The 22,040-nt window shown below is 63.6% G+C and carries 20 protein-coding genes and 1 riboswitch; of the genes, 6 read left to right on the plus strand and 14 right to left on the minus strand.

Features of this window, described 5'->3' with window-relative positions; translation table 11 throughout:
* Window positions 1–8: 8 nt before the first annotated feature.
* The 4 genes from LG385_RS07450 to LG385_RS07465 form a co-directional block, all read right to left on the minus strand.
* Entirely contained in the window at window positions 9–1,010 is a 1,002-nt protein-coding gene (locus LG385_RS07450) for an ABC transporter substrate-binding protein (protein ID WP_225776193.1), read from the minus strand.
* A gap of 123 nt (window positions 1,011–1,133) precedes the next feature.
* A riboswitch (cobalamin riboswitch) is annotated at window positions 1,134–1,323 on the minus strand.
* A gap of 38 nt (window positions 1,324–1,361) precedes the next feature.
* A complete protein-coding gene (locus LG385_RS07455; protein ID WP_225773690.1) occupies window positions 1,362–3,920 on the minus strand; it encodes an EAL domain-containing protein in 2,559 nt (852 codons plus the stop codon).
* A 98-nt stretch (window positions 3,921–4,018) separates the two neighbouring features.
* Complete coding sequence (locus LG385_RS07460) at window positions 4,019–5,056, minus strand: sensor domain-containing diguanylate cyclase (RefSeq protein WP_225773692.1); 1,038 nt, start codon at window positions 5,054–5,056, stop codon at window positions 4,019–4,021.
* A 64-nt stretch (window positions 5,057–5,120) separates the two neighbouring features.
* The gene (locus LG385_RS07465) at window positions 5,121–6,065 is read right to left on the minus strand and encodes a LysR family transcriptional regulator (RefSeq protein ID WP_225773694.1); all 945 of its coding nucleotides are present in this window, start codon (window positions 6,063–6,065) and stop codon (window positions 5,121–5,123) included.
* Between the two features lie 99 nt (window positions 6,066–6,164).
* On the opposite strand from LG385_RS07465, the gene LG385_RS07470 reads away from it, so the two are divergent.
* Window positions 6,165–7,016 carry an aldo/keto reductase family oxidoreductase gene (locus LG385_RS07470; RefSeq protein WP_225773696.1) on the plus strand — a complete coding sequence of 284 codons (852 nt, stop codon included), beginning with the start codon at window positions 6,165–6,167 and terminating at the stop codon, window positions 7,014–7,016.
* 18 nt (window positions 7,017–7,034) lie between these two features.
* Here the strand turns inward: LG385_RS07470 and LG385_RS07475 are convergent, their stop codons facing one another.
* The 4 genes from LG385_RS07475 to LG385_RS07490 are packed head-to-tail and all read right to left on the minus strand — an operon-like array spanning window position 7,035 to window position 12,325.
* Entirely contained in the window at window positions 7,035–8,801 is a 1,767-nt protein-coding gene (locus LG385_RS07475) for an ABC transporter ATP-binding protein (protein ID WP_225773698.1), read from the minus strand.
* Complete coding sequence (locus LG385_RS07480) at window positions 8,798–9,973, minus strand: beta-galactosidase (RefSeq protein WP_225773700.1); 1,176 nt, start codon at window positions 9,971–9,973, stop codon at window positions 8,798–8,800. Before LG385_RS07480 ends, LG385_RS07475 begins: the two co-directional genes overlap by 4 nt.
* Window positions 9,960–11,162: a UDP-galactopyranose mutase gene (gene glf / locus LG385_RS07485; protein WP_225773702.1), complete on the minus strand. Its 1,203-nt coding sequence runs from the start codon at window positions 11,160–11,162 to the stop codon at window positions 9,960–9,962. The genes LG385_RS07480 and glf overlap by 14 nt, the downstream gene beginning before the upstream one ends.
* A complete protein-coding gene (locus LG385_RS07490; protein ID WP_225773704.1) occupies window positions 11,150–12,325 on the minus strand; it encodes a glycosyltransferase family 1 protein in 1,176 nt (391 codons plus the stop codon). Before LG385_RS07490 ends, glf begins: the two co-directional genes overlap by 13 nt.
* A 288-nt stretch (window positions 12,326–12,613) precedes the next feature.
* Here LG385_RS07490 and galE point away from each other — a divergent pair, with 288 nt between their 5' ends.
* On the plus strand, window positions 12,614–13,684 hold the full coding sequence (gene galE, locus LG385_RS07495) for a UDP-glucose 4-epimerase GalE (RefSeq protein ID WP_225773706.1): 1,071 nt from the start codon (window positions 12,614–12,616) through the stop codon (window positions 13,682–13,684).
* A gap of 15 nt (window positions 13,685–13,699) precedes the next feature.
* On the opposite strand, the gene LG385_RS07500 is transcribed toward galE, so the two are convergent.
* Window positions 13,700–14,449: a 3-oxoacyl-ACP reductase family protein gene (locus LG385_RS07500; RefSeq protein ID WP_225773708.1), complete on the minus strand. Its 750-nt coding sequence runs from the start codon at window positions 14,447–14,449 to the stop codon at window positions 13,700–13,702.
* A 103-nt stretch (window positions 14,450–14,552) separates the two neighbouring features.
* Here LG385_RS07500 and LG385_RS07505 point away from each other — a divergent pair, with 103 nt between their 5' ends.
* Window positions 14,553–15,476, plus strand: a complete 924-nt coding sequence (locus LG385_RS07505; protein ID WP_225773710.1) for a LysR family transcriptional regulator — start codon at window positions 14,553–14,555, stop codon at window positions 15,474–15,476.
* An 88-nt stretch (window positions 15,477–15,564) separates the two neighbouring features.
* Window positions 15,565–16,575: a GlxA family transcriptional regulator gene (locus tag LG385_RS07510; RefSeq protein WP_225773712.1), complete on the plus strand. Its 1,011-nt coding sequence runs from the start codon at window positions 15,565–15,567 to the stop codon at window positions 16,573–16,575.
* Window positions 16,576–16,578: 3 nt separating this feature from the next.
* On the opposite strand, the gene LG385_RS07515 is transcribed toward LG385_RS07510, so the two are convergent.
* Complete coding sequence (locus LG385_RS07515; RefSeq protein ID WP_225773715.1) at window positions 16,579–17,352, minus strand: substrate-binding periplasmic protein; 774 nt, start codon at window positions 17,350–17,352, stop codon at window positions 16,579–16,581.
* Window positions 17,353–17,399: 47 nt separating this feature from the next.
* On the minus strand, window positions 17,400–18,209 hold the full coding sequence (locus tag LG385_RS07520; protein WP_225773718.1) for a shikimate dehydrogenase family protein: 810 nt from the start codon (window positions 18,207–18,209) through the stop codon (window positions 17,400–17,402).
* Window positions 18,210–18,435: 226 nt separating this feature from the next.
* Here LG385_RS07520 and LG385_RS07525 point away from each other — a divergent pair, with 226 nt between their 5' ends.
* A complete protein-coding gene (locus LG385_RS07525; protein ID WP_225773720.1) occupies window positions 18,436–19,776 on the plus strand; it encodes an MFS transporter in 1,341 nt (446 codons plus the stop codon).
* Window positions 19,777–19,829: 53 nt separating this feature from the next.
* Here LG385_RS07525 and LG385_RS07530 read toward each other — a convergent pair whose 3' ends face one another.
* Window positions 19,830–20,474: a hydrolase gene (locus LG385_RS07530; RefSeq protein ID WP_225773722.1), complete on the minus strand. Its 645-nt coding sequence runs from the start codon at window positions 20,472–20,474 to the stop codon at window positions 19,830–19,832.
* 254 nt (window positions 20,475–20,728) lie between these two features.
* Here LG385_RS07530 and LG385_RS07535 point away from each other — a divergent pair, with 254 nt between their 5' ends.
* Complete coding sequence (locus LG385_RS07535; RefSeq protein WP_225773724.1) at window positions 20,729–21,154, plus strand: DoxX family protein; 426 nt, start codon at window positions 20,729–20,731, stop codon at window positions 21,152–21,154.
* On the opposite strand, the gene LG385_RS07540 is transcribed toward LG385_RS07535, so the two are convergent.
* Both LG385_RS07540 and LG385_RS07545 read right to left on the minus strand, forming a co-directional pair.
* On the minus strand, window positions 21,151–21,546 hold the full coding sequence (locus LG385_RS07540; protein ID WP_225773727.1) for a GFA family protein: 396 nt from the start codon (window positions 21,544–21,546) through the stop codon (window positions 21,151–21,153). The genes LG385_RS07535 and LG385_RS07540 overlap by 4 nt on opposite strands.
* Window positions 21,547–21,603: 57 nt before the next feature.
* Window positions 21,604–21,996, minus strand: a complete 393-nt coding sequence (locus LG385_RS07545; RefSeq protein ID WP_225773729.1) for a tautomerase family protein — start codon at window positions 21,994–21,996, stop codon at window positions 21,604–21,606.
* Between the last annotated feature and the right edge of the window lie 44 nt (window positions 21,997–22,040).

Below are 22,040 nucleotides of genomic sequence, written 5' to 3' on the forward strand. Positions count from 1 at the left end.
GCCATGCCTCATCGGGCGTAACGCTCGCTGGCTTCGGCCAATTGCTCGATGCCGGTGAACAACCGCGTGCTGGCCTGCATCGCATCGGCGTCGAGTATCACGATGCGGTCATTTTTAACCGCGTCCATGTTGCGAGTAACGGGGTCGGTTTTCAGAAACGCCAGCTTCTTTTCATAGTCATCGGCGGGGAAGCGGCGGCGATCCATGCGGGCGATCACGATCAGGCTGGGGTTGGCGCGGGCGAGCGTTTCCCAGCCAACGGTGGGCCATTCTTCGTTGGACTCCACCACGTTATGAATGCCTAGCGTGTTCAGCATGAAGTCGGCCACGCCCTTCTTGCCGGCTACGAAGGGATCGCTGGCGATGTCCGCGCTTGAAAACCACACCACCGCTGAAACGTCCTTGCCCGGGTGTTGCCTGGTACGGGTAACCGCTTGGGCCAGCCGCGCCTTGTACTGCTCCACCAGTGCGTCGCCACGTGCCGTGACGTCGAAGATTTCGGCTAGCTGGCGCACACTCTTGTATACGCTTGCGATGTCGAAGGTTTCGAGGCGGGTGCCGTCGGCGCCCTTGAGGTTGTCCTTGCCTTCGCAGTCTGAAGGCAGCAGGTAGGTGGGAATATTCAGGTCGTGAAATTGCTCGCGGGTACCTACCGCACCCTGAGGGCCCACCATCCATTCGAACTGCACCGCCACCAGCTGTGGCCGCTTGGCCAGCACGGCCTCGAAGCTTGGCTCGTTGTCCGCCAGGCGTTCCACCTTCGCATTTTGCGCCGCGTACTCAGGCTGTACCTGATCGAACCACAGCGAAGTGCCCACCAACCGGTCCCCCAGCCCCAGCGCATAGAGCATTTCCGTGCCGGCCTGGCCGATGGTCACGGCGCGCTGGGGCGCTTGAGTGAACGTGAGCGCCTTGCCGCAATTTTCAACCGTGAGCGGGTAGTGCGCCGGCGCGGCGATGGCAGCCGTTGGCAACGCAAGTAACAGGGTGAGTGCAGGGCGGCAGAGCATGTTCAACGGCAGGTCTCCAGCGTTGGGCCGTCGCGGCAAGCGCTGGAAAGCACATGGCCGCAAGCCCCGCCTGGCCACGGCCCGGGGTCACGGAAATGCCCTTCCCGGTCACCCCGCCGGTCAGTGGTTGTATAGGTGGCCGGCAGGTCTCCTGACTGGCGGGTCCTGACGTGCCCACGCCTTCCCGGGTGTTCCCAGTGGCATGTGTAGAGCACGCTCGCCGCCTACAGTTGCGGGGGCAGTTCCGTTTCAGGCCGTGGCCTGGTGGATTCCCTGTTAGTTCCTCTCGGAAACCGGCGGGGCGATAGTAACCGAAACCAAAGGATTGGCAACCGCAAGGCAGTCCGCCGGTTATTGGCTGGTCTCGGTTTGCGCGGCCACGGCATGCTGCGCCAGCAGCAAGGTCGCCAGGGCGTCAGGGGGCATGGGGCGGCCGAGCAGGTAACCCTGCGCCTGGTCGCAGCCCAGGGTGGCAAGCACTTCGAGTTGCTCGGGTGTTTCCACACCCTCGGCAGTGACCACCATGCCCAGGCTTTTGCCCATGGCGACCACCGCGCTGACAATGGCCTGATTGTTGGCTTTGGGGTCGCTGAGGTTCATCACGAAGCTGCGGTCTATCTTGATGCCATCGAACGGATAGCAGCTGAGGTAGCTCAGCGATGAATAACCGGTGCCGAAGTCGTCCATGGACAGTTTCACGCCCAGCTTCTTGAGCTGGACCATCAACGCCAGGGCCCCGTCGGCATTGTCGATCATTACGCTTTCGGTGACTTCCACCTCCAGCCGGGAGGCGGGTAGCCCAGTGGCCGCCAAGGTTCGCTCGATACGAGCGACCAGGTCGCTGCGCATGAATTCGATACAGGACAGGTTCACCGATACAAACACCGGCTCCGGCCAGGTAGCCACCAGCGCGCAGGCGCGGCGCATCACAATGTCGCTGAGGGCGACAATGAGGCCGGTTTCCTCCGCCAGCGGAATGAACACCGCGGGGCTGAGCAGGCCCTTCTCCGGGTGCTGCCAGCGCACCAGTGCCTCGGCGCCGAGGATGCGCGCGCCGGTGATATCAAAGCGTGGCTGGAACACCACAGTGAATTCATCGTGTTGAATGGCGTGCTTGAGGTCCTGCTCCAGCTGCCGGCGTTCGTGGATGCGCGTTTTCATCTCGGCGTTGTACAGCTGCCAGCCGTGACGGCCACGGCCTTTGGCTTCATACAGCGCAATATCGGCCAGGCGCAGCAGCTCCTCGGCATCGGTGCTGTCCACCGGCGCCTGGGCGATGCCGATGCACAGCCCAAGGCGCAGTTCGTGTTCGGCGGTAACGATTGGCGGAGTGAAGTCACTCAGCAAACCTTCACACAGTTCACTCAAGCACTCCTGGGCAACCCTGGGCGTGATGATCAGGAACTCGTCCCCGCCCAGCCGTGCCAGCACATCATCGGTTTGCAGGGCCTCACCCAGGCGCCGCGCTACTTTTACCAACACTTGGTCGCCCGCGATATGCCCGAGGCAATCGTTGATCTGCTTGAACCCGCTGAGGTCGATGAACAATATCGCGAACGCCCTGGTACAGGTGCCATCGGCTAGCCGGGCTTGAAGCACCCGATAGGCCTGCCCGCGGTTGGGCAACCCGGTGAGCGCGTCATGGCCGGACAAGTAAGCGATGCGCGCCTGCGCCTCGGCCTCCTCGGTCACGTCGCTTACGGTGCCGCGATAGCCAACCACACAACCATTCTCACGGATGGCACGCGCGTGCAGGCTGCCCAACCGTTGGCCGCCCTGGGCATCGGTATGGGCGCAGGGCATTACCTGGCGATGGCCTTCAGGCTGCGAGGCCAAGGTGTCAAATACACCCGCGCTGAGGTTCAGACACTGGTGCAGCGGCTTGCCCAACCACTGCGAAGTGTCGAAGCCCGTGGCGGTGCGAAAGCGACTTGAAAGGTACGTCAGGCGCAGGGTGGCGTCCGTTTCCCAGATCCAGTCCGACGCGCCCTCGGCAATATCGCGAAAGCGTTCCTCGCTCAAGCGCATGGCTTCACGGCCTCGATCGATCTGCTCGGCCGCGCGAATGGAGCGGCGCAGCAGCAACCAGACGCCGCCACCGAAGATCAGCGACGTCAGCAGTACCAGTGGCAGCACCATCCTGAGAAAGGTGGCGCCTGGGGTGGCAATGTCCCAGGTGAGATACACCGGCGGATCGTCTGACAGCTGGAGGCTGACCGGTGACTGCGCGCTGCCTTGGCGCAGGTTAGGCAAGCCATAGATGCTGCCCATGCGCTGCAGCGAAACCGGGCCTAGTACGTCCACGAACACCAGGTAGGCCAGCTCGCTGGTGGGCGTAGTCAGTGTGTAGGACAGCGGCTGGATAGCGGCGGCTGCGACAACGGCGGGTCGACCGTCTACGAGAAAGTACCCTGTTACCGCAGCGCGCTGGCCAGCCTTGGCGCGGGCCTGCGCCAGCAGAGCCGACAGGTCACCCTTGATCCAGTCCGGGGCTTGTCGATCATCGAATTCGCCGGCCACGAAGGCGTAGCGGGTGACCTGCCGCGCATCCACGATAAACACCGCGTTGAGGCCATATTGCGATAGCAGAGACCGGCCCATGCCCGCCTGCTGAGTGGTCCACGCAGTGTCCACCTTGCCGTGGGTGTGTTCGTAGGCTTCGTCCCAGAACGCAAAGTCCAGCAAGGTGAAGGTGATATTGGTAAGCCAGGCCTCGCCTGCCGTCCTGGCCAGGTGCTTGTTGCGCTGTATTTCATCGTGGTTGAGCGTGGATGCCACTTGGGTGACCACGCTGCTGGCGCCCAGGAACAGGCACAACATAAGGGCTGTGACCAGCCAGGCGGAACGGCGGGCCAACCGAGCATGGCTGCCGGAACGCGGAGGTTCGAACGACTGAAGGGCGGTTGACATACGGCTCGGCTCAAAGGTGGCAAAGTGCTGTAACGGGCTATCGGCCGTATCACCGTTGCGCTACAGCGCCGATGGCTGTTGCGCGACCAACGGCGACGTCAGTCAGCCAGCATCACCCGGTTACGGCCCTGCTGTTTACCCAGGTACAAGGCTTGGTCCGCCCGGCTGAACAGATCGCGAAACGTCTCGCCCGGGCGTAGCTGCGCCACCCCGAGTGTTGCGGTCACGGTCAGTGCCTGGGCATCGGCTGCATCACTCAGGCGCGCCCGGATCCGCTCTGCTACGTTCCGCGCTTCGCCCAGCGGCGTGGCAAGCATCAACACCAGGAACTCTTCTCCGCCCCAACGCGCGGCCATGTCGGTATCCCGCACGCTGTCGCTGATCGTCAGGGCCACCCGTTGCAATACACGGTCGCCTTGGTCGTGGCCGTGGCGGTCGTTGACTTGCTTGAAATGGTCCACGTCCAGCAACACGACCGATACCGGCACGCTCTGCGGAAGCTGACGTGCCTGCTGGAGTATCCGCCGGCGCGTATACAGGTTGGTGAGGCTGTCGCGGTTGGCGCTATGAAACTGATGGAATTGCATCGTCAGCGAGTAGCGTACCGATAACACGGTGGCGTGCAGCAGCAGCGCTGTGGCGGTGAACAGGTTGATGAAGCCGAATGTTTCCATCAACAGAGGCGAGACGGCATAGGCCCCACCCAGGCGGTGACGCAGGGCGAAACCGCCAATGGCCACCAGCAGGATGGCCATGCTCAGCAGCATCCGGCGCAACGGCGCCGTTTGAAAGCTGAACGACAGAATCGGCACGATGCAGAACAGGTAGAAGTAGAAATTGCTTTCCCAGCCCAGCACCCAGGTCGCCAGCATCGCGTGCAGGATGATCTCCGAACACATCACCATGCCCGCCAGCTGAAAGCGTTTCTGGCTAATAGCGCGCAGGCAGGCCACATAGGCGGCAATGCTCGCTATGTTCCCTAGCCACAACGGGCGCAGGTCCAGCGCCAGAAACAGCACGAACAGCACCACGTGAATCTCGAAAGCGATCTTCACCACGGGCGCGATGTGCTTCCAGAACTGGGCGGTGGCATTCTCGAGCACATGCTCACGGTCACTGGCCGACAGGGTGTCCATCAAACGCTCTCGCTGAAAAGGCAGGTAGCTGCCTCACGGGTTATCGGCGCGTGGCGAGGCGGCTTTAAACCAGGGGACGCGCGGCTACGGCGGACAGGGCAGGGCTGCCTGGGCCATGCGCGCGGATGTAATCCACGAAGGCCCGCAACGGTGCGGGGAGGTGGCGGCGGCCCGGGTAATACAGAAACGGCCCGCTGAACGTCGGCCACCAGGCTTCCATCACGGGTACCAGCGCTCCACGTTCAAAGTGCGGGCGCAGCCAGTCTTCGAAGAGCATCAACAGCCCGCTGCCGGCGATCCCCATGTCCACCAGCAGCTCGGCTGCCCCGCCGATCTGGACTTCCAGCGGGCCCTCGGGCTCCACCTCCAGCTGTTGGCCATCCTGCTCGAACAGCCAGGCGGGCACGGCACCACTGGCGAAGCGGCCGCGCAGGCAGGCGTGCCCGGCGAGGTCGTCAGGGTGTTGCGGAATGCCGTGCCGTTCGAGGTATGCCGGCGCTGCCGCCAGGGCAAACCGCTGGGTACGCGGGCCGATGGGCACGGCCACCATGTCCTGCTGCAGCCCTTCCTCGTAGCGGATACCCGCATCGCAACCACTGGCCAGCACGTCCACGAAGCGATCATCGGCGATCACTTCAACCTTGATGGCGGGATAGCTGGCCAGAAAACCCGGCAACAGCCGAGGCAGGATCAGCCGCGCGGCCACCACCGGCACATTCAGTTTCAAGGTGCCGGCAGGCTGCTCGTCCGTGCCCCGCACTGCGTCCAGTGCGCGGGTAACGTCCGCTATCGCGGGCCCCAGCGCTTCGAGCAGCCTGGCGCCTGCCTCGGTCAGCACCACGCTGCGCGTGCTTCGATGCAACAGCCGCACCTGCAGCTGCGCCTCCAGCCGGCGCAAGGCATCGGAAAGTTTCGACGCGCTGGCGCCGGTGCGCCTTGCGGCGTCTCGAAAGCCCTTCGCCTGGGCAATCGCGATAAAGGCGCGTACGTCGTTGAGGTCCACCGTCATTGTTCGCCGCTCCGTACAGGGTGTGCGCACTATAGCCAATTATCGCGCAGGCACCTCCCGCCTATAGTGGCCGCTCACTTGGCTGACGGAGCGTGTTTCATGACCACTACCACTTATGTGCTGGGCGATCGGCAGGTCAACCGCCTGGGCTACGGCGCCATGCAGTTGGCCGGCCCGGGCGTGTTCGGGCCGCCCCGGGACCCGGACGCCGCCATTGCCGTGTTGCAAGAGGCAGTAACGCTGGGCGTGAATCACATCGACACCTCGGATTTTTATGGGCCGCACGTGACCAACCAGTTGATCGCCAAGGCGCTGCACCCATACCCGCAAGGGCTCACCCTAGTCACCAAGGTCAGTGCCCGGCGCGATGCGCAAGGCGGCTGGCTGCCAGCGCTTTCCCCTGCCGAGCTGACCGCGGCCGTGCATGACAACCTGCGCCACCTCGGCCTGGAACAGCTGGACGTGGTGAATTTCCGCAGCATGCATGGCCTGCACAGCCCGGCTGAAGGTTCCATCGCCGAAGCGGTCGGCACGCTGGCCGAGCTCAAGGCCCAAGGGTTGATCCAGCACATTGGGGTCAGTAACGTGACCGCCGCACAGGTAGCCGAGGCGCGAAGCATCGTACCTATCGCCTGCGTGCAGAATTTCTACAACTTGGCCAACCGAAGCGACGATCTGCTTATCGACGCGCTCGCTGCCGAAGGCATTGCGTACGTGCCGTTCTTCCCGCTAGGAGGCTTCAGCCCGTTGCAGTCCACCGAGCTGGAGGCGGTGGCCGGGGAACTGGCCGCAACACCGATGCAGGTGGCTATCGCCTGGCTGCTTCAACGTTCGCCGAATATCTTGTTGATTCCTGGCACGTCGAGTGTGGCCCACTTGCGGGAGAACATTGCCGCAGGGCAACTACAGCTGGCGCCGGAAGTGGTGACGCGGCTGGAAGCGATAGGTTGAGCACGGGCTGAATCTCGCTCAACCAACCTCGTTCCCCGGCGATACCTCGGGCATGGTTTGCGCCTGCCACAGCGCTTCGAACAATCCACCGCCACGGCGCAGGTGGTCAGGGTGGCCGTCTTCTACCACTTGCCCCGCGCGCATTACCAGCACCCGGTCGAACGCGGCGATGGTCGCCAGGCGGTGCGCCACCGCCAGTACGGTGCGCCCTTGCATGAGGTCGGTGAGCGCCGCCTGGATCACGGCTTCGGAGCGCGAATCCAGGGCGGCGGTGGCTTCGTCGAGAATAAGGATCGGCGCGTTCTTCAGAAACGCCCGGGCAATGCCCAGCCGTTGGCGCTGGCCGCCAGACAGCATCACCCCGCGCTCGCCCACCGGCGTGTCATAGCCTTGGGGCAGCTGTTCGATGAAGTCGTGACAGTAGGCGTTGCGCGCCGCGGCATACACCTCCTCGCGGCTGGCCTCGGGGCGGCCGTAGAGGATGTTTTCGAAGATGGTGCGGTTGAACAGCGCCGGCTCTTGCGGCACCACGGCGATCTGGCGGCGCAGGCTGTCCTGGCTCATCTCGCGAATGTCCCGCCCGTCGATGCGGATCGCACCTCGGCTTACATCATCCAGCCGCTGCAGCAACCCGATCAGGGTAGTTTTGCCCGCGCCGGACGGCCCGACGATACCCACACGCTGGCCTGGCTCGATGCGTATGTTCACGCTGTCCAGCACCCCATTGCCGCCCGGGTAGGCGTAGCTCACCTGGTCGATGTCGATCGCGCCCTGGCGCACCGGCCAGTCCATGTCGTGATCCGGCAGGCCGTGGGGCTGGGCGATGATGCTCAAGGTTTCGGCGATCGCGCCCAGGTGCTGGGTGGTGTCCACCAGCGCCAGGGCCAGGTCGCGGGAGCCATGAAGGATGCGGAAGGTAAGCGCGCTGACCAGCACCACGTCGCCGGCGGTGACCTGGCTGCGCGTCCACAACTGGATGGCCCAGGCCAGCATCCCACCCGCCATCAGCGCCAGGCACACGTCATGGAATACCCGGGCTTTTTCCAGGTATAGCCAGCTACGTTGCTGCGCCCGCGCCTCGGCCTGGATCTTCTCGTCCAGGCGCTTGCGCTCCCGCTCCCGGGCAGAGAACGCTTTGATCGTCCACACATTGGTGACAAGGTCTACCAGTTCGCCGCCTACGTTCGCGGCGTGCGCGGCGAAACGCTGATGCTTGCTACGCCCGCGTATGCCGAAATACGTGATGATCACCGCGACCAGTAACACGCACGCCACCAGTGCCAGGGCCATTTCAACCCTTACTGTGGCGAGCACTACCACCGCACCGATGAAATCCACGCACGGCGGGGTGATTTTCCAGATAAGTGCGCCATACACCGCGCCAGCGGCGGTGCCGGTGGCAGAGATACGGCTGCCAAGCGCGCCAGAGTAATGCTCGGCGAAGTAACGCATGGGGTGGCCGGTGAGGTGGCTGAACAGGTCTACGCGCATTTCCGCGCAGCTCCTCACCACGGTTCGACAACCCTGCCATCCACCCAGGCGCCAGAACACGTTTTCCACGGCGATCAAGGCGATGAACAGACCGAACGGCATCCACACCCGTCTACTGGCCGGGCCTGCTTCGCTCATGGTGTCTACCAGCAGTTTCATGCCGTATTGCACGGCGACCGCGCAGCTGGCACCGCCGACAATGAACACCGCGAGGCTGCCATAGGCCACCGGGTGCCGACACACGTACTGCCACAGGAACCGGCCTGCGCCGCGCGGCGGAATACCCCTGTTCATGACACCTCCGCGGTTCCTTCTTTGGGCAATGGATCGACGCTATTGGGGGCGCTGGCGGCGATACCGCAGCGTTGCGCCATACGTTTGAGCGCGGCCGCGGACGGCCCATGCACCTGTCGGTGGCCGTGGATATCGGCGAACCCCAGCAGGCCGGTATGACAATGGCGATCGTCATCCCAGCCAGGGTAATCAAGCACTGGGTACAGGCACACACCTTCCAGCGGCACGCCAGCGGCGAGGGCCTGGGCGACCTGCTGGCCGATATAGTCCAGCCACGGTTCGCGGGCGTCGCCCTCGGCACCGGTTTCGGTGATCACCAGTGGGCGGCCATACCGTACATGGGCTTCCTTGAGCATCCCTGCCAAAGGCCTGAAGTGTTCATGGCCGAAGGGGATCGCTCCGCCATTGAGGTACCACTGGTTGTGCGGGTAAAAGTTGACCCCCAGCATGTCCAAGTAGTCGGGGCGCCCGCCCAGCCCTGGCCAGGCTTTTCCACTGAGCAGGTCCCAGGCCTCGAACTGCGCTTGCCGATAATGCTCGGCCGGTTCCGCATCACCGGGCCGGCCCGGTGCGGCGCGCACGTTGATCAGTGGGTCAGCCTGCACGAAGCGCGCCCGCGGCTCGACCGCACGCACCGCCTCGATCGCCGCGATGCTGGCGCGTACCAGTTGGTGTTTGAGCTCCATGCCCCTGCCCGTGGCGCCCGGATTGAAATAGGCGACATCACCACCGGCCCACGCCCAGAAGGAGATCTCATTGATAGGGCAGTAGTAGGGCACGGCATCGCTGCGCTCCCGCACGTGCGCCGCGACCGCGCCGGCAAAGCGCGCGAAGCGTTCCACGAAGGCCGGTTGCCAGACGTCCAGGCCATCCGGAAAGCCATAATGGCAAATGTCCCAGATCACCTGCATGCCAGTCGCCTCGGCGGCGGCCAATTGATGGTCGAAACTGCTCCAGTCGTAAACGCCCGGGCGAGGCTCCAGCAGGTGCCAGCGCAGCCCGTCGCGCGCCGTGCGCATGCCGTGGGCCTGTATCGCCTGATAGTCCTGGGTGGCCCAGCGGTCGTGGCCGGTACCGGCGAGCAGGTCGAGCCGGCGCCCGTCCTTGCGCCGACAACTGGAACATTCGAAGCCGCCCATCAAAAAGCTCGCAAAGGCTTCAGGCCGATGCATAGGTCTGCGCCCCCGCGTCCGCCTCGCCGTGTTCAGCTTCCAGCCGTTGATACAGCGCCAGCGCCTGGCCGACTACCTGGTCCATGTTGTAGTACTTGTAGGTCCCCAGCCGGCCAAGGAAGGTCACGCCCGGCGTGGCATCGGCCAGCGCCTTGTACTGCTGGTAAAGCGCTGCGTTTTCCGGCGCCGGCACGGGGTAGTAAGGGTCCCCCTCGTTGCTGGGAAATTCATAGGTGAGGCTGGTATGGGTATGCTGTTGGCCGGTGAGGTGCTTGTACTCGGTGATGCGGGTATAGGGCACGTCTTCGCTGGGGTAATTGACCACCGACACCGGCTGGAACTGCTCCTGAGCCAGGGTCTTGTGCTCGAAGCGCAGGGAGCGGTACGGCAGCCGCCCCAGCTGGAAACCGAAGTACTCATCCACCGGCCCGCAGTACACCAGATGGCCGCGGTCGATCTGCTGGTTCACCTGCGCGAAGTCGGTGCTGAGCAGGATATCGATGCCGGGGTGGTCCAGCATGCGCTCGAACATCTGCGTATACCCGTGCAGCGGCATGATCTGGAAGGTGTCGGCGAAATAGCGGTCGTCGGTATTGGTGCGGGTGGGCACCCTTGCGGTTACCGAGCGGTCGAGCTCGGAAGGGTCCCGCCCCCATTGTTTGCGGGTGTAGCCGCGGAAGAACAGCTCGTACAGTTCACGCCCTACCTGGCTCACTACCACATCTTCGGAGGTGCGCAGCGGCTCTACCGGCTCGGCGCGCTCGGCCAGAAACGCCTGCGCGCCAGCCTCATCCATATCGAGGCCATACAGCGTATTGAGGGTGGTGAGGTTGATCGGGATGGGTACCAGTTGGTCGCGGACCTGAGCCAGCACCCGGTGCTCGTAGGGGCGCCATTCGGTAAAGCGCGACAGGTAATCCACGATGCGCTGGGCGTTGGTGTGGAAGATGTGCGGGCCATAGCGGTGCACCATCACACCGGCTTCATCCAAGTGGTCATAGGCATTGCCGCCTACGTGATCACGCCGGTCCACCAGCAGCACGCGCTTTCCCAGCCCTGCGGCCAGGCGCTCGGCAAGCACGCTGCCAGCAAACCCGGCGCCCACCACGAGGTAATCGTAGTAGGGGCGGCCTTCGGCGCTGCCCGTGGCCGCGTTGGCGCAGGCCTGTTCCAGGGTTATCCGAGGCATTGGATCTGCTCCATCATGGCGTTCCAAGTGTTGTCCCATGACATGCCCTCAAGGGCTTCGTCCGCCGCAGCGCGTAGTTGCTTCGGTGCCTGGCGTTGAGTGAGCGCCTGTTCCACCGCCGCGATGAAGCTCGCAGGCTCGTCGGCAATGTGCACCACTTCGCTGTTGCCATAGGTGCGCACCACATCGGTGATAGAGGTGGACACCACCGGGCAACCGCCCGCCAAGTATTCCGGGGTTTTGGTGGGGCTGATGAAACGGGTGGCCTCGTTGCGGGCGAACGGCATGGTCGCCACGTCCCACCCGCTCAGGTAGGCCGGCAGCTGGTCATAGGCCTTGCCACCCAAGTAATGAATGTTGGGCAGCTGCGGCAGGGAAGCGGGGTCGATCTTCACCACCGGCCCCAGGATCACCCACTGCCACTCCGGCCGCTGGCGCGCCACGGCCTCAACCAGCGCAATATCGAAGCGTTCGTCGATCACCCCGAAGAAGCCCAGCCGGGGGTGGGCAATCGACGCTTGGTCTTCAGGCTCGGCCAGGCCATTGCGCGCCGCGCCGAAGTGAGCGATGTCGACGCTGCTGGGCATGGCGTGGGCATTGGCGTGTTGGGTTCGCTTGGCTTCCCAGATACTCACACCGCCGGTGAACACCACATCCGCGCGGGCCAGCAGCTGTTTTTCCCGCGCGACCAGCTCCGGAGGCGCCCCATGGAACGCAGACAGCTCGTCCATGCAGTCGTAAATGGTCACCCGGGGGGCGAGGTGTTCACTGAACGTCAGGCTCATTGGCGTGAAATACCACAACAGCAGCTCAGGGTGCGGGTTGTCCCGCAAGTAACCATCGAGCAAATCCCGCAGCGAGGCATCCGTGTGCGCAGCGTCCAGCCCGGCGGGCAGGCGAGGGGTGACCACCGTCACCCCGCTGGGCTGCGGGAACACGTCCAGGTACGCCGTAGCCCCGTCCGCCGGGAGGGGCTCTTCAAAAAAAAGCACGTCGTATCGGCGTGCCATGCGGGACATCAAGTGCTGGGGACGCTGGTACACGAACCCCCAGCGAAGGTGAGAAAGGCAAACCAATAAAGGACGTGGGGCAAGGGCGGGGGCTTGCCCGCAGGCTTTCTCTTCGGCTACGGCGGCCAGTAGCTGGAGTGGCTTCACTGTCATGGGAGGGATCCTGATGATCATTACGCGTTATCGGTACGCGGCGCAGCCCTTTCCCTGCCGCCTGGCAGAACCACGAAGGTGCAGCCGCTGACACTCAAAATAGTGGAGGCTGCGCTTGGCCATCTCGTTCCGCGCGGTCGGGCCCCGGGGCGACGAACGACATCACCGCTCGCACCCCCGATGGAACTGTCCGCCTCGCTAATCCTTCCGTACTAAAGGGGGCACACACCGGAGGACCTCGCCATTACCGGTACGCCTTTCTTCCGCTACCAACGCAAAGGACGACCCATGATTCTAGTGACGGGTGGGGCAGGGTATATCGGAGCACATGCAGCGTTGGCGCTGCTTGAAGCCGGCGAGGACGTGGTCATCCTCGATAACTTATGTAACAGCAGCCGCGAAGCGATTCCGCGGATCGAGCAGCTCGGCGGGCGCCGGGTGGAATGGGTAGCTGGGGACATCCGCAATCGAGCGCTGCTGGACCAACTCTTCGTGCGCTACCCGATCGATGCGGTGATGCATTTCGCCGGCCTCAAGGCCGTAGGGGAAAGCGTTCGGCAACCGCTGCGGTATTACGACACCAATGTGGGCGGCAGCATCAACCTGTGCCAGGCAATGGCGTATGCCGGTGTGTTCACTCTGGTGTTCAGTTCCTCGGCGACGGTGTATGGGGATTGCAGCTGCATGCCGATCAATGAATCGACCCAGTGCGGGCAGCCCACCAATCCGTACGGGCAATCCAAGCTGATGACCGAGCAGATGCTCGCGAGCCTTGGCAGCGCCGACGAGCGCTGGCGCATCGGCGTGTTGCGCTATTTCAACCCTGTTGGCGCCCACCCCTCAGGGCTGCTGGGCGAATCCCCCCGGGCCGCGCCGAACAATCTGGTGCCCTACTTGCTGAAGGTCGCAAGCGGCCAATTGCCGGCGTTGCCGGTGTTCGGCGGCGATTACCCCACCCCGGACGGCACCGGCGTGCGGGATTACATCCATGTGGTCGACCTTGCCGAAGGGCACGTGAATACCCTCCAGTACCTTCGCCAACACGCCGGGCTTCGCGCGTGGAACCTGGGCACCGGGCTAGGTTACTCCGTGCTGGAACTGGTCGCTGCCTTCGAACGGGTGAGTGGGGTAAGCCTGCCCCTGGACCGACGTGAACGGCGGCCGGGCGACGTGGCCCAGTGCTGGGCAGACCCCACCCGAGCTTTCGAAGAGCTGGGATGGGTGGCCCAGCGCGACCTGGACACCATGATGCGCGACGCCTGGCGTTGGCAGCAGGCCAACCCTATGGGTTACGAGGAAACTGCCCGGCCCGTGCCCTCCACCGCGAGCCTCGCAGCTCAGGCTCAAGGCGCTGGTTGAGCACAGGCGGCGTAGCTAGGCGCCGAACCCCCCGTCGATGGTCAGGCTGGCGCCGGTGATGTAACCCGCTTCAGGGCCTGCGATGTGCGCCACCAGCGCGGCCACTTCCTCTGCGCGGCCGTAGCGGTCCAAGGCCATGAGTTTCAGCAGGCTTTGGGCGAAGTCGCCGCTGGCAGGGTTCATGTCGGTATCGATGGGCCCAGGTTGCACGTTGTTCACGGTAATACCCCGTGGGCCCAGGTCCCGCGCCATGCCCTTGACCAGGCCCACCAGCGCCGACTTGCTCATGGCATACACGCTACCGCCGGCGAACGGCACCCGGTCGGCGTTGACGCTGCCGATATTGATGATGCGCCCGCCGGCTTTCATATGGCGGGCCGCGGCCTGGCTGGCGATGAATACACTGCGCACATTGATTGCCAAGGTACGGTCGAAGTCTTCCAAGCTGATCTCTTCGACCGGGCCTAGCAGCAACACGCCCGAGTTGTTGACCAGGATATCCAGCCCGCCGAACGCTTCCACCGTGTGGTTCACGGCGGCGTGAATTTGCGCTTCAGACGCCGCGTCGGCGCGAATGGCGAGCACCTTGCCGCCGTTCTGATTGAGCGTGGCGGCCAGCGCCTGCGCTTTATCCGCTGAGTTGACATAGGTAAACGCCACGCTCGCGCCCTGTGACGCGAGGCGGCGTACGATGGCTTCTCCGATGCCGCGCGAGCCGCCTTGAACCAGCGCGACTTTTCCAGTGAATAGTTGATCGACTTGCATGATGAATCTCCGGTAGATGGGTGTGAGGCGAGTATCCACGGGTTATTTCACTCGCTGTAGCCCATAATCGGGATGTTCTGACTAAACCAAATGGATCGAGTGCATGGATCAGCTGGGCCACTTGGAAAGCTTTGTGCGTAGCGCGGAAACCGGAAGTTTCGCCGAAGCCGCGCGGCAGCTCGGCTTGACCCCCGCAGCGGTAGGCAAGAACGTTGCCCGGCTGGAACTGCGCACGGGGGTACGCCTGTTCCAGCGCAGTACGCGTCGCCTGACCCTTACCGAAGCCGGCCAGCTGTTGCTTGGGCAGGTGTCCGCGAACCTGCGCGGCATCCAGCATGCGTTGAACAACCTGGCGACCGCGGAAGGCGAGGCGTCCGGCACGTTGAAAGTGTCCATGGGGCATGCCTTCGGTCAGCTGTACGTGCTGCCGCTGCTGGGGGAGTTTCTCGGGCTGTACCCTCGTATTTCACCGGACTGGCATTTTGATAACCGGCAGGTTGACCTGATCGGGCAGGGCTTCGATGCGGCGATTGGCGGTGGTTTCGACCTTCCTCTGGGCGTGGTGGCCAGGCGGCTGGCGCCGGCGCATCGCGTGCTGGTGGCCTCACCGGTGTGGCTGGCGCAGGCGCCTGCCATCAATACGCCGGGCGACCTGGCCGAGGTGAAGGGCATTCTGATTCGCTCGCCACAGACCGGTCGGGTGCGCGCCTGGCCACTGACCCACCGCAGCGGTACGGTGAGCGCGATGCCGCTTCCAGCCAGCATGACCATGACTGACTCCGCCGCCGCTTGCCTGGCGGCCGAGCAAGGGCTTGGCGTGGCGCTGGTGAGCCTGCCGTTCGCCCTGCCTGGCCTGAGCGCGGGCCGGCTGGCCCGGGTGCTGCCCGACTGGTACGTGGAAGATGGCAACATCAGCCTTTATTATCGCGAGCACAAACTGCTACCGGCCAAAACCCGCGCCTTCACGACGTTTTTGCTCGAGCGTTTCGAGCAACCGGAGATCAACAAACGGTTCAGCGCAATTTAAAGGAGCGTGCTCTTTTACAGGGTGACGAAATGCGACCGTAGGTCTTTGCTCGCCTGCCCGTCGCTTCTACTTACGGAGCTGGTATCGGATGACTGACAGACGTCTGTTCAGTGGCGGCATGCAGGGCAAGAACCTGCGCTACCTACAAAACAAGAGCGCCACGGCCATCCCGCAATCGCGGGTTGGTTTCGTTTTGCTGGAGCATTTTTCGCTGCCTGCGTTCACCCAGGCGTTGGATACACTCATCACCGCCAACCTGTTGCAGGCCGACTTGTTCACCACCTGCACGCTCACGCTCGATGGCCAGGACGTGATCAGCGACCTGGGGCTGGTGATTCGTGCCGATGGCAGCCTGGGGGAGTGCAAGCTTGGCGACTTGAAGCTGCTGGTGGTGTGTGGCGGGTTACGTACCCCCTTGCGTGGCCAGCCTGAACTGCGCGGGGTGCTCAAGCGCGCCGCAGAAAAGGGCGTTGCACTGGCTGGCCTGTGGAACGGTGCGTGGTTCCTTGGCCAGGCCGGCCTGCTGGACGGCTACCGCTGCGCGATCCACCCGGAACACAGGCCCGCGCTGGCGGAGATTGCTCAGCACAGCGAGGTCACCAGCGAGAGCTATATGGTGGATCGCAATCGGTACACCGCCGCCAGCCCCAACGGGGCGTTCAACATGGTGCTGGAGTGGATCGGCCAGAGCCATGGCGCGGCGCTGGTAGATGGGATTGTCGATATTCTTGCCTTCGAGGCGTCGCGCTACAAACGGGTGAACCCCAAGCTGCAGCTCAAACTTACCGCGCCGCTGCGCGAAGTGGTGAAGCTGATGGAGGCCAACCTGGACGAGCCGTTGGACCTTACGCAGATTTCCGAATACGTGAAACGCTCGCGTCGGCAGATCGAACGTTTGTTCCAGCAGCAACTCAACACCACGCCGTTGCGCTATTACCTGGAACTTCGGGTTACAGAGGGCCGTCGTTTGCTTCAGCACTCCAACCTCACCGTGGTGCAAGTCGCGGTGGCGTGCGGCTTTGTATCGCCCAGCCATTTCAGCAAGTGCTACACGGCCTATTTCGGGCACCCGCCTTCCAGGGAAAAGCGGCTGGAGTAAGCGCTAGTGATCTGCACTGGAAAGCCACTTGTGCATCAACGCCTCGTACGTACCGTTCTGGCGAACCGTGTTCAGCGCCTTTCTGAAGCGCTCCACAATGGCCGGGGAGGTCCCTTTGCTGAACGCCAGGCTCAGCCCTTCAGGGCTGCTCAACTCGGGTAGCGGAAGTGAGCGCACCAATGCTTTTTCGGGGTCGTCGCCGTTCTGGCGCATCAGGTAAATGGCATTCAGTTCGTTCGAAATCCATAGGCCCACATGCTCGATCTTGAGCATGCGGTAATTGTTCTCATAGCGGCTGGTGGATTGCAGCTCGGTGCCCATCTTGAACCCACGGCTGAGCAGGAACTGCTGGCCCACGTCCATGTTCACCGTGGCGATCTTCTGCCCTCGGGCATCGTCCAGCGAATGCAGGGTGACCGGGCGTTCGGCGAGGCTGTAGATATACCAATTGGTCGGTGCGATGGGCCCGACCCATTGGAACAGTGCCTCGCGCTCGGGCGTGCGGGCGATGGAATAGATGAGCACGTTGGGCACGCTCAGCGCCCGGTCGTAGGCCCTGGCCCAAGGCATCACCTGGATCGGCGCGTCGATCCCGGCTTCTTTCATCACCGCCTGCACGATGTCGGTGCTGAAGCCGGTGACCTTGCCGTTTTCGGTCATGTTGTAGGGCGGCATTTCTTCGGTGACCACTTCGATTTCGCCCGCCGCCCGCGCCGCTGCCGGGAGGCACAGCGTTAGAACGGTGGCTAGCAGTACAGACTTCAGTGAGCTGCTCATGGCTGCGAATCGTCCGAGTTGGCTGTCAGGTAAACCGTAGGCGCGGCTCAAAGGCTTTCAGGCATCACGCCCATGAAAAAGCCGAGGGCGGGCATTTGCGCCAGCGACATTTGCGGGCCGGTCTGAACGCTGCAACCCCGTGCTTGAGCGAGGGCGAGCAACGGCGTTTGCACCGGCTTGGTGACTACATCGGCCACATGGGTATGAGACAACAGCTGCGCCAATTGATCGTCGGGGAGGGGGAGTTTGCCAGCCTCGCCCATGCCGATAGGCGAGGCGTTCACCAACAGGTCGTAGCCCGCCAGCGGGGCGACCTGCTCACGGACAGTCAACGCAGGGAAGGCGGTTCGCAGTACCCGTGCCAAGGCTTCGGCGCGGCCGGGGGTAGGGTCGGCAAGGTCGAGCGCGGCAATGCCGGCCTCGCCCAGGCTATAGGCGATTGCCGCGCCCGCACCACCCGCGCCCAACACCAGCGCGTGTTTGCCCTTGGCATCGAAACCATGGGCGGCTGCGGCCTTGATAAACCCTTCACCGTCTACGTTATCGCCTATCAGCCTGCCGTTTGTTTCGCGGCGGATCACGTTGACCGAGCCCAGCAGCCGGGCCCGTGTGCTCAGCTCATCCAGCAGCGGTACCACCGTTTGCTTGTAAGGCACGGTGATCACGCACCCGCGCAAATTGTTCCAGCCGCGCAGGCTGGCGATGAAGCCGGCCAGTGCTTCGGGTGCGAGATCCACGGGCAGCATGGCCAGATCCAGACCTTGCGCCTGGAACCATCGGTTGAAATTGGTGGGCGATTGCACTTGCGCGATAGGGGTTCCCAGGATGGCAACCAGGCCGGTGGTGGCATGGATCATGAAAGCGTCTCGGTGGGGGCGATGCGCCATGTTGCGATGATAACGGGCCCCGCTGCAACGTCTGCTTCAGCCCGGGCGCACCGCTCGCTTCACGCCCCCTCCGCGAACCCTTGCCATAGAGCGGGTGCGGTTGATCGCGTTTCTGACTATGCCGGAGGCGCTTCCTGAACAGGCCCGTTTGGGCGACTGCCGATAATCCTCAGTATCACCACTTGGGAGTTCGCGCATGGCGACGCATACCTTGGATCAGGTTCCACCGGCCACCTTACGCAAAGTGATCGCCGCGGCGGCCATCGGCAACTTCGTGGAATGGTTCGACTTCGCGGTGTATGGCTTTCTGGCGACCATCATCGCCAACCAGTTTTTCGCCAGTACCAGCCCCAGCGTGGCACTGCTCAAAACCTTTGCGGTATTTGCGGTGGCGTTCGCCCTTCGGCCGCTCGGCGGCATCGTGTTCGGCGCGCTGGGCGATCGGCTGGGGCGCAAGCGGATTCTCTCGGTCACCATCCTGATGATGGCAGGCGCCACCACGGTGATCGGCCTGCTGCCCACCTATGCGAGCATCGGTATCCTCGCGCCAATACTGCTCACCGTGGCGCGGTGCGTTCAAGGCTTTTCGGCTGGTGGCGAGTACGCAGGCGCCGTGTCCTACCTGATGGAGCACGCACCCCGTCACAAACGGGCGTGGTATGGCAGCTTCGTGCCTGTGTCTACCTTCTCGGCCTTTGCCATGGCGGCGGTGCTGGCCTATGTGCTGGATGCCAGCCTGGCACCCGAAGCCATGGCCAGTTGGGGCTGGCGGGTGCCGTTCCTGGTGGCGGCGCCGCTGGGGGTGGTGGGGCTGATCCTGCGCTGGCGCATGGAGGAAACGCCGGCGTTCCAGGCTGTGCAGGCCGAAGGCAACGCACACAGCCACTCGCCGCTCAAGGAAACGTTGCGCAACCACGCCGGCTCGATTGCCTGCCTGGGTGCGTTCATTTCGCTTACCGCGCTGTCGTTCTATATGTTCACCACCTATTTCGCCACCTATTTGCAGGTGGCGGGCCACCTGACCCGCGCCCAAGCGTTGCTGGTCACCACCGTGGCGCTGCTGTTCGCTGCGGGCGCATGCCCGGCGGCGGGGGCGTTTTCGGACAGGGTAGGGCGCCGCAAGACCATCGGCTTCACCTGCCTGTGGGTGATGGTCACGGTGTTTCCCGCCTACTGGCTGGCGGGGTCCGGCTCGGTAGGCCCGGCCATCGCCGGTGTGCTGTTGCTGGCCGTGGGCGCCTTGTTATGTGGTGTCGTGACGGCGGCGCTGCTGGCCGAAACCTTCCCCACTCGCACCCGTTACACCGCCTCGGCCATCACCTATAACGTGGCCTATACGGTGTTCGGCGGCACGGCGCCCTTGATGGCCACCTGGCTGATCGGCATTACCGGGAGCAACCTGGCGCCGGCGTTCTACCTGGTGGTGATCGCCCTGCTCGCGCTGGCGGGTGGGCTGGCACTGCCGGAGACGTACCGTATTTCGCTGCACGGCGAAGCGCCGGACGGCCCGTTCGAGCCGGCATTGGGGCGGGTGTAGACAGCACAACGCCCGCCAGGGCAAGCCATGGCGGGCGTTAGGTTCGCGCTGGGTTACCCGAGGGTGCGCTGCGGTGCCTTGTGCACCATGGTGTAGGCGTAATCCACGCCCATGCCGTAGGCGCCGCTGTGCTCGCGCACCAGGTCCATCACAGCGTTGTAGGTTTCTTTGTGTGCCCAGTCGCGCTGGTATTCGAGCAGCACTTGCTGCCAGGTGACCGGGATCGCGCCGGCCTGAATCATCCGCTGGATACTCATGTCGTGGGCTTCCTGGGTAGTGCCACCCGAAGCGTCGGTCACGATGTACACCTCAAAGCCTTCTTCCATCGCTTCGAGGGCCGGGAAGGTAAGGCAAACCTCGGTCCACAGCGCGGCGATGATCAGCTTCTTGCGCCCGGTGCTTTTCACCGCGTCCACCAGCTTTGCATCTTCCCAGCTGTTCATCGAGGTGCGCTCGATCGGCTTGGCGCCGGGATTCACCGCCAGCAGTTCGGGCCAGATGTAGCCGCTGAAGCTTTCGGTTTCCACCGAGGTGTAAATGGTTGGCACGTTGAAGATCCTCGCGGCCTTTGCCAGCCCCACCGTGTTGTTCTTCAGCGTCTGGCGGTCGATGGACTGAACACCGAAGGCCATCTGTGGCTGGTGGTCGATCAGGATCAGGGCAGAGTTGGCAGGGTTCAGGAGTTCGCGCTTCGACATGGTCATTTCCTTTTGAAAGTGGGGAGTGCGTTGAGTTGAAAAGCGTTCCGCGCTTGCCGTTGGGCGTTGGCTGCGGTGTGGTTGCCATTCTGGCGAAGCGCGGCAATGGAGACAATCCAGCATAATTGAACATAACTGGTTCCATTTAGAGGACAATCCAGCCCGCGTTTTCTGGCTGGTAAATAAGCACAAGCGGCCAATCCAGAGCACCGGCCCTGCGTAACAGTGGCAGGTCCGTCGACTAGAGATGACTCATGGCACCCCTACGCTCCGCTTATCCCCCTTCACTCGCCTACGGCTTGCTGTTCATGCGCGTGGCTGCCGCCGCGCTGCTTATGCACGTGCACGGTTTGCCCAAGTTGCTGCATTGGTCCACCGAGGTGCTGAAGATCGAAGACCCCTTTGGCCTGGGCCCTACCTTCAGCCTTGCCTTCGCGGTGTTCGCCGAGGTGTTCTGCCCGGTGCTGTTGATACTGGGCATTTACGCGCGGCTGGCCTGCCTGCCGGTGCTCGGCGTGCTGGCGGTTGCACTCGGGGTGGTACACCTGGAGTGGACAATCGAGGAGGGGCAGTTCGCCTGGCTGCTGACGATCCTGTTCGGCGGGCTGGCGCTCACGGGGCCAGGGCCGCTGGCGATCGGCGCGCTACGGCAAGGGGCTTGGCGGGCCCGCGCGGCTTAGGGCTCGGTACGGCGCGCCTTGTCCCGGTCCTTTTCGTACTGTTTGGCGTGCGGATAGGGGGGCAGCCAGGCTTCGCGTCGGATCGTCCAGCATTCGTAGGTAGGTATCAACTGGTGGGGGCTGTCCAGTGCCCCCAGGTTCACCTCGATCTCGTCGCCCCCGTCGTGGGCGAACAGCGATGACCCGCAGCGTGGGCAGAAATGTCGCCCAGCGTAGGCCTGGGTCTGTCCCTCAACCTTCACGGTGTTTTCCGGGAATATGGCAAAGGCATAAAACAGCGCACCGTGATGCTTGCGGCAATCCAGGCAATGGCACAGGCCTACCCGATAAGGGCGGCCTGAAGCCTCGAGTCGCACGTCGCCACACAGGCAGCTGCCACGAGTGGTGTCCATGGGGGCCTCCGGTTCATCGCTGAGTTCGGTAGCCCTTGAGCGTAGCAGGCACGGTGTTCAGCCGTGCTGATGGCGCCATTCCTGGGTACGCCCGCCATAGCCGTACGCCGCCGCGCGGGCGTCGATCAGGTGCACGTACGAGCACAAGGCCGGGTTGGGCCGCAGTTGGGAGAGAGCGGCATACACCTCTTGAATGAACCGCGCCTTTTCCTGCTTGGTGTTGGTTTCGTCGGTGATGCTGATATCCAGGTGGAAAGCAGTGCCGCCTGTTTGTGCCAGTGGTTGACCCGCGATAAACCAGTCATGGTCGCCGATGTATTGAACCGTGGTCGCCATCAGTTCGGGCGCTTTGCCCAGCACGTCGGCGGTAAGGCGATGAACGATGGCCACTGCTTGCTGGCCGAGTTCGGCATCGCGGGTACCGGAAAGCTTGAGATCGATATGCGGCATGGGTAACTCCAGTCGGGAGGGGTGAGGCCCATTGTGCAAAGTGT

The sequence above is a fragment of the Pseudomonas sp. Marseille-Q5115 genome (genome assembly GCF_916618905.1).
Lineage (GTDB): Bacteria > Pseudomonadota > Gammaproteobacteria > Pseudomonadales > Pseudomonadaceae > Aquipseudomonas > Aquipseudomonas japonica_A.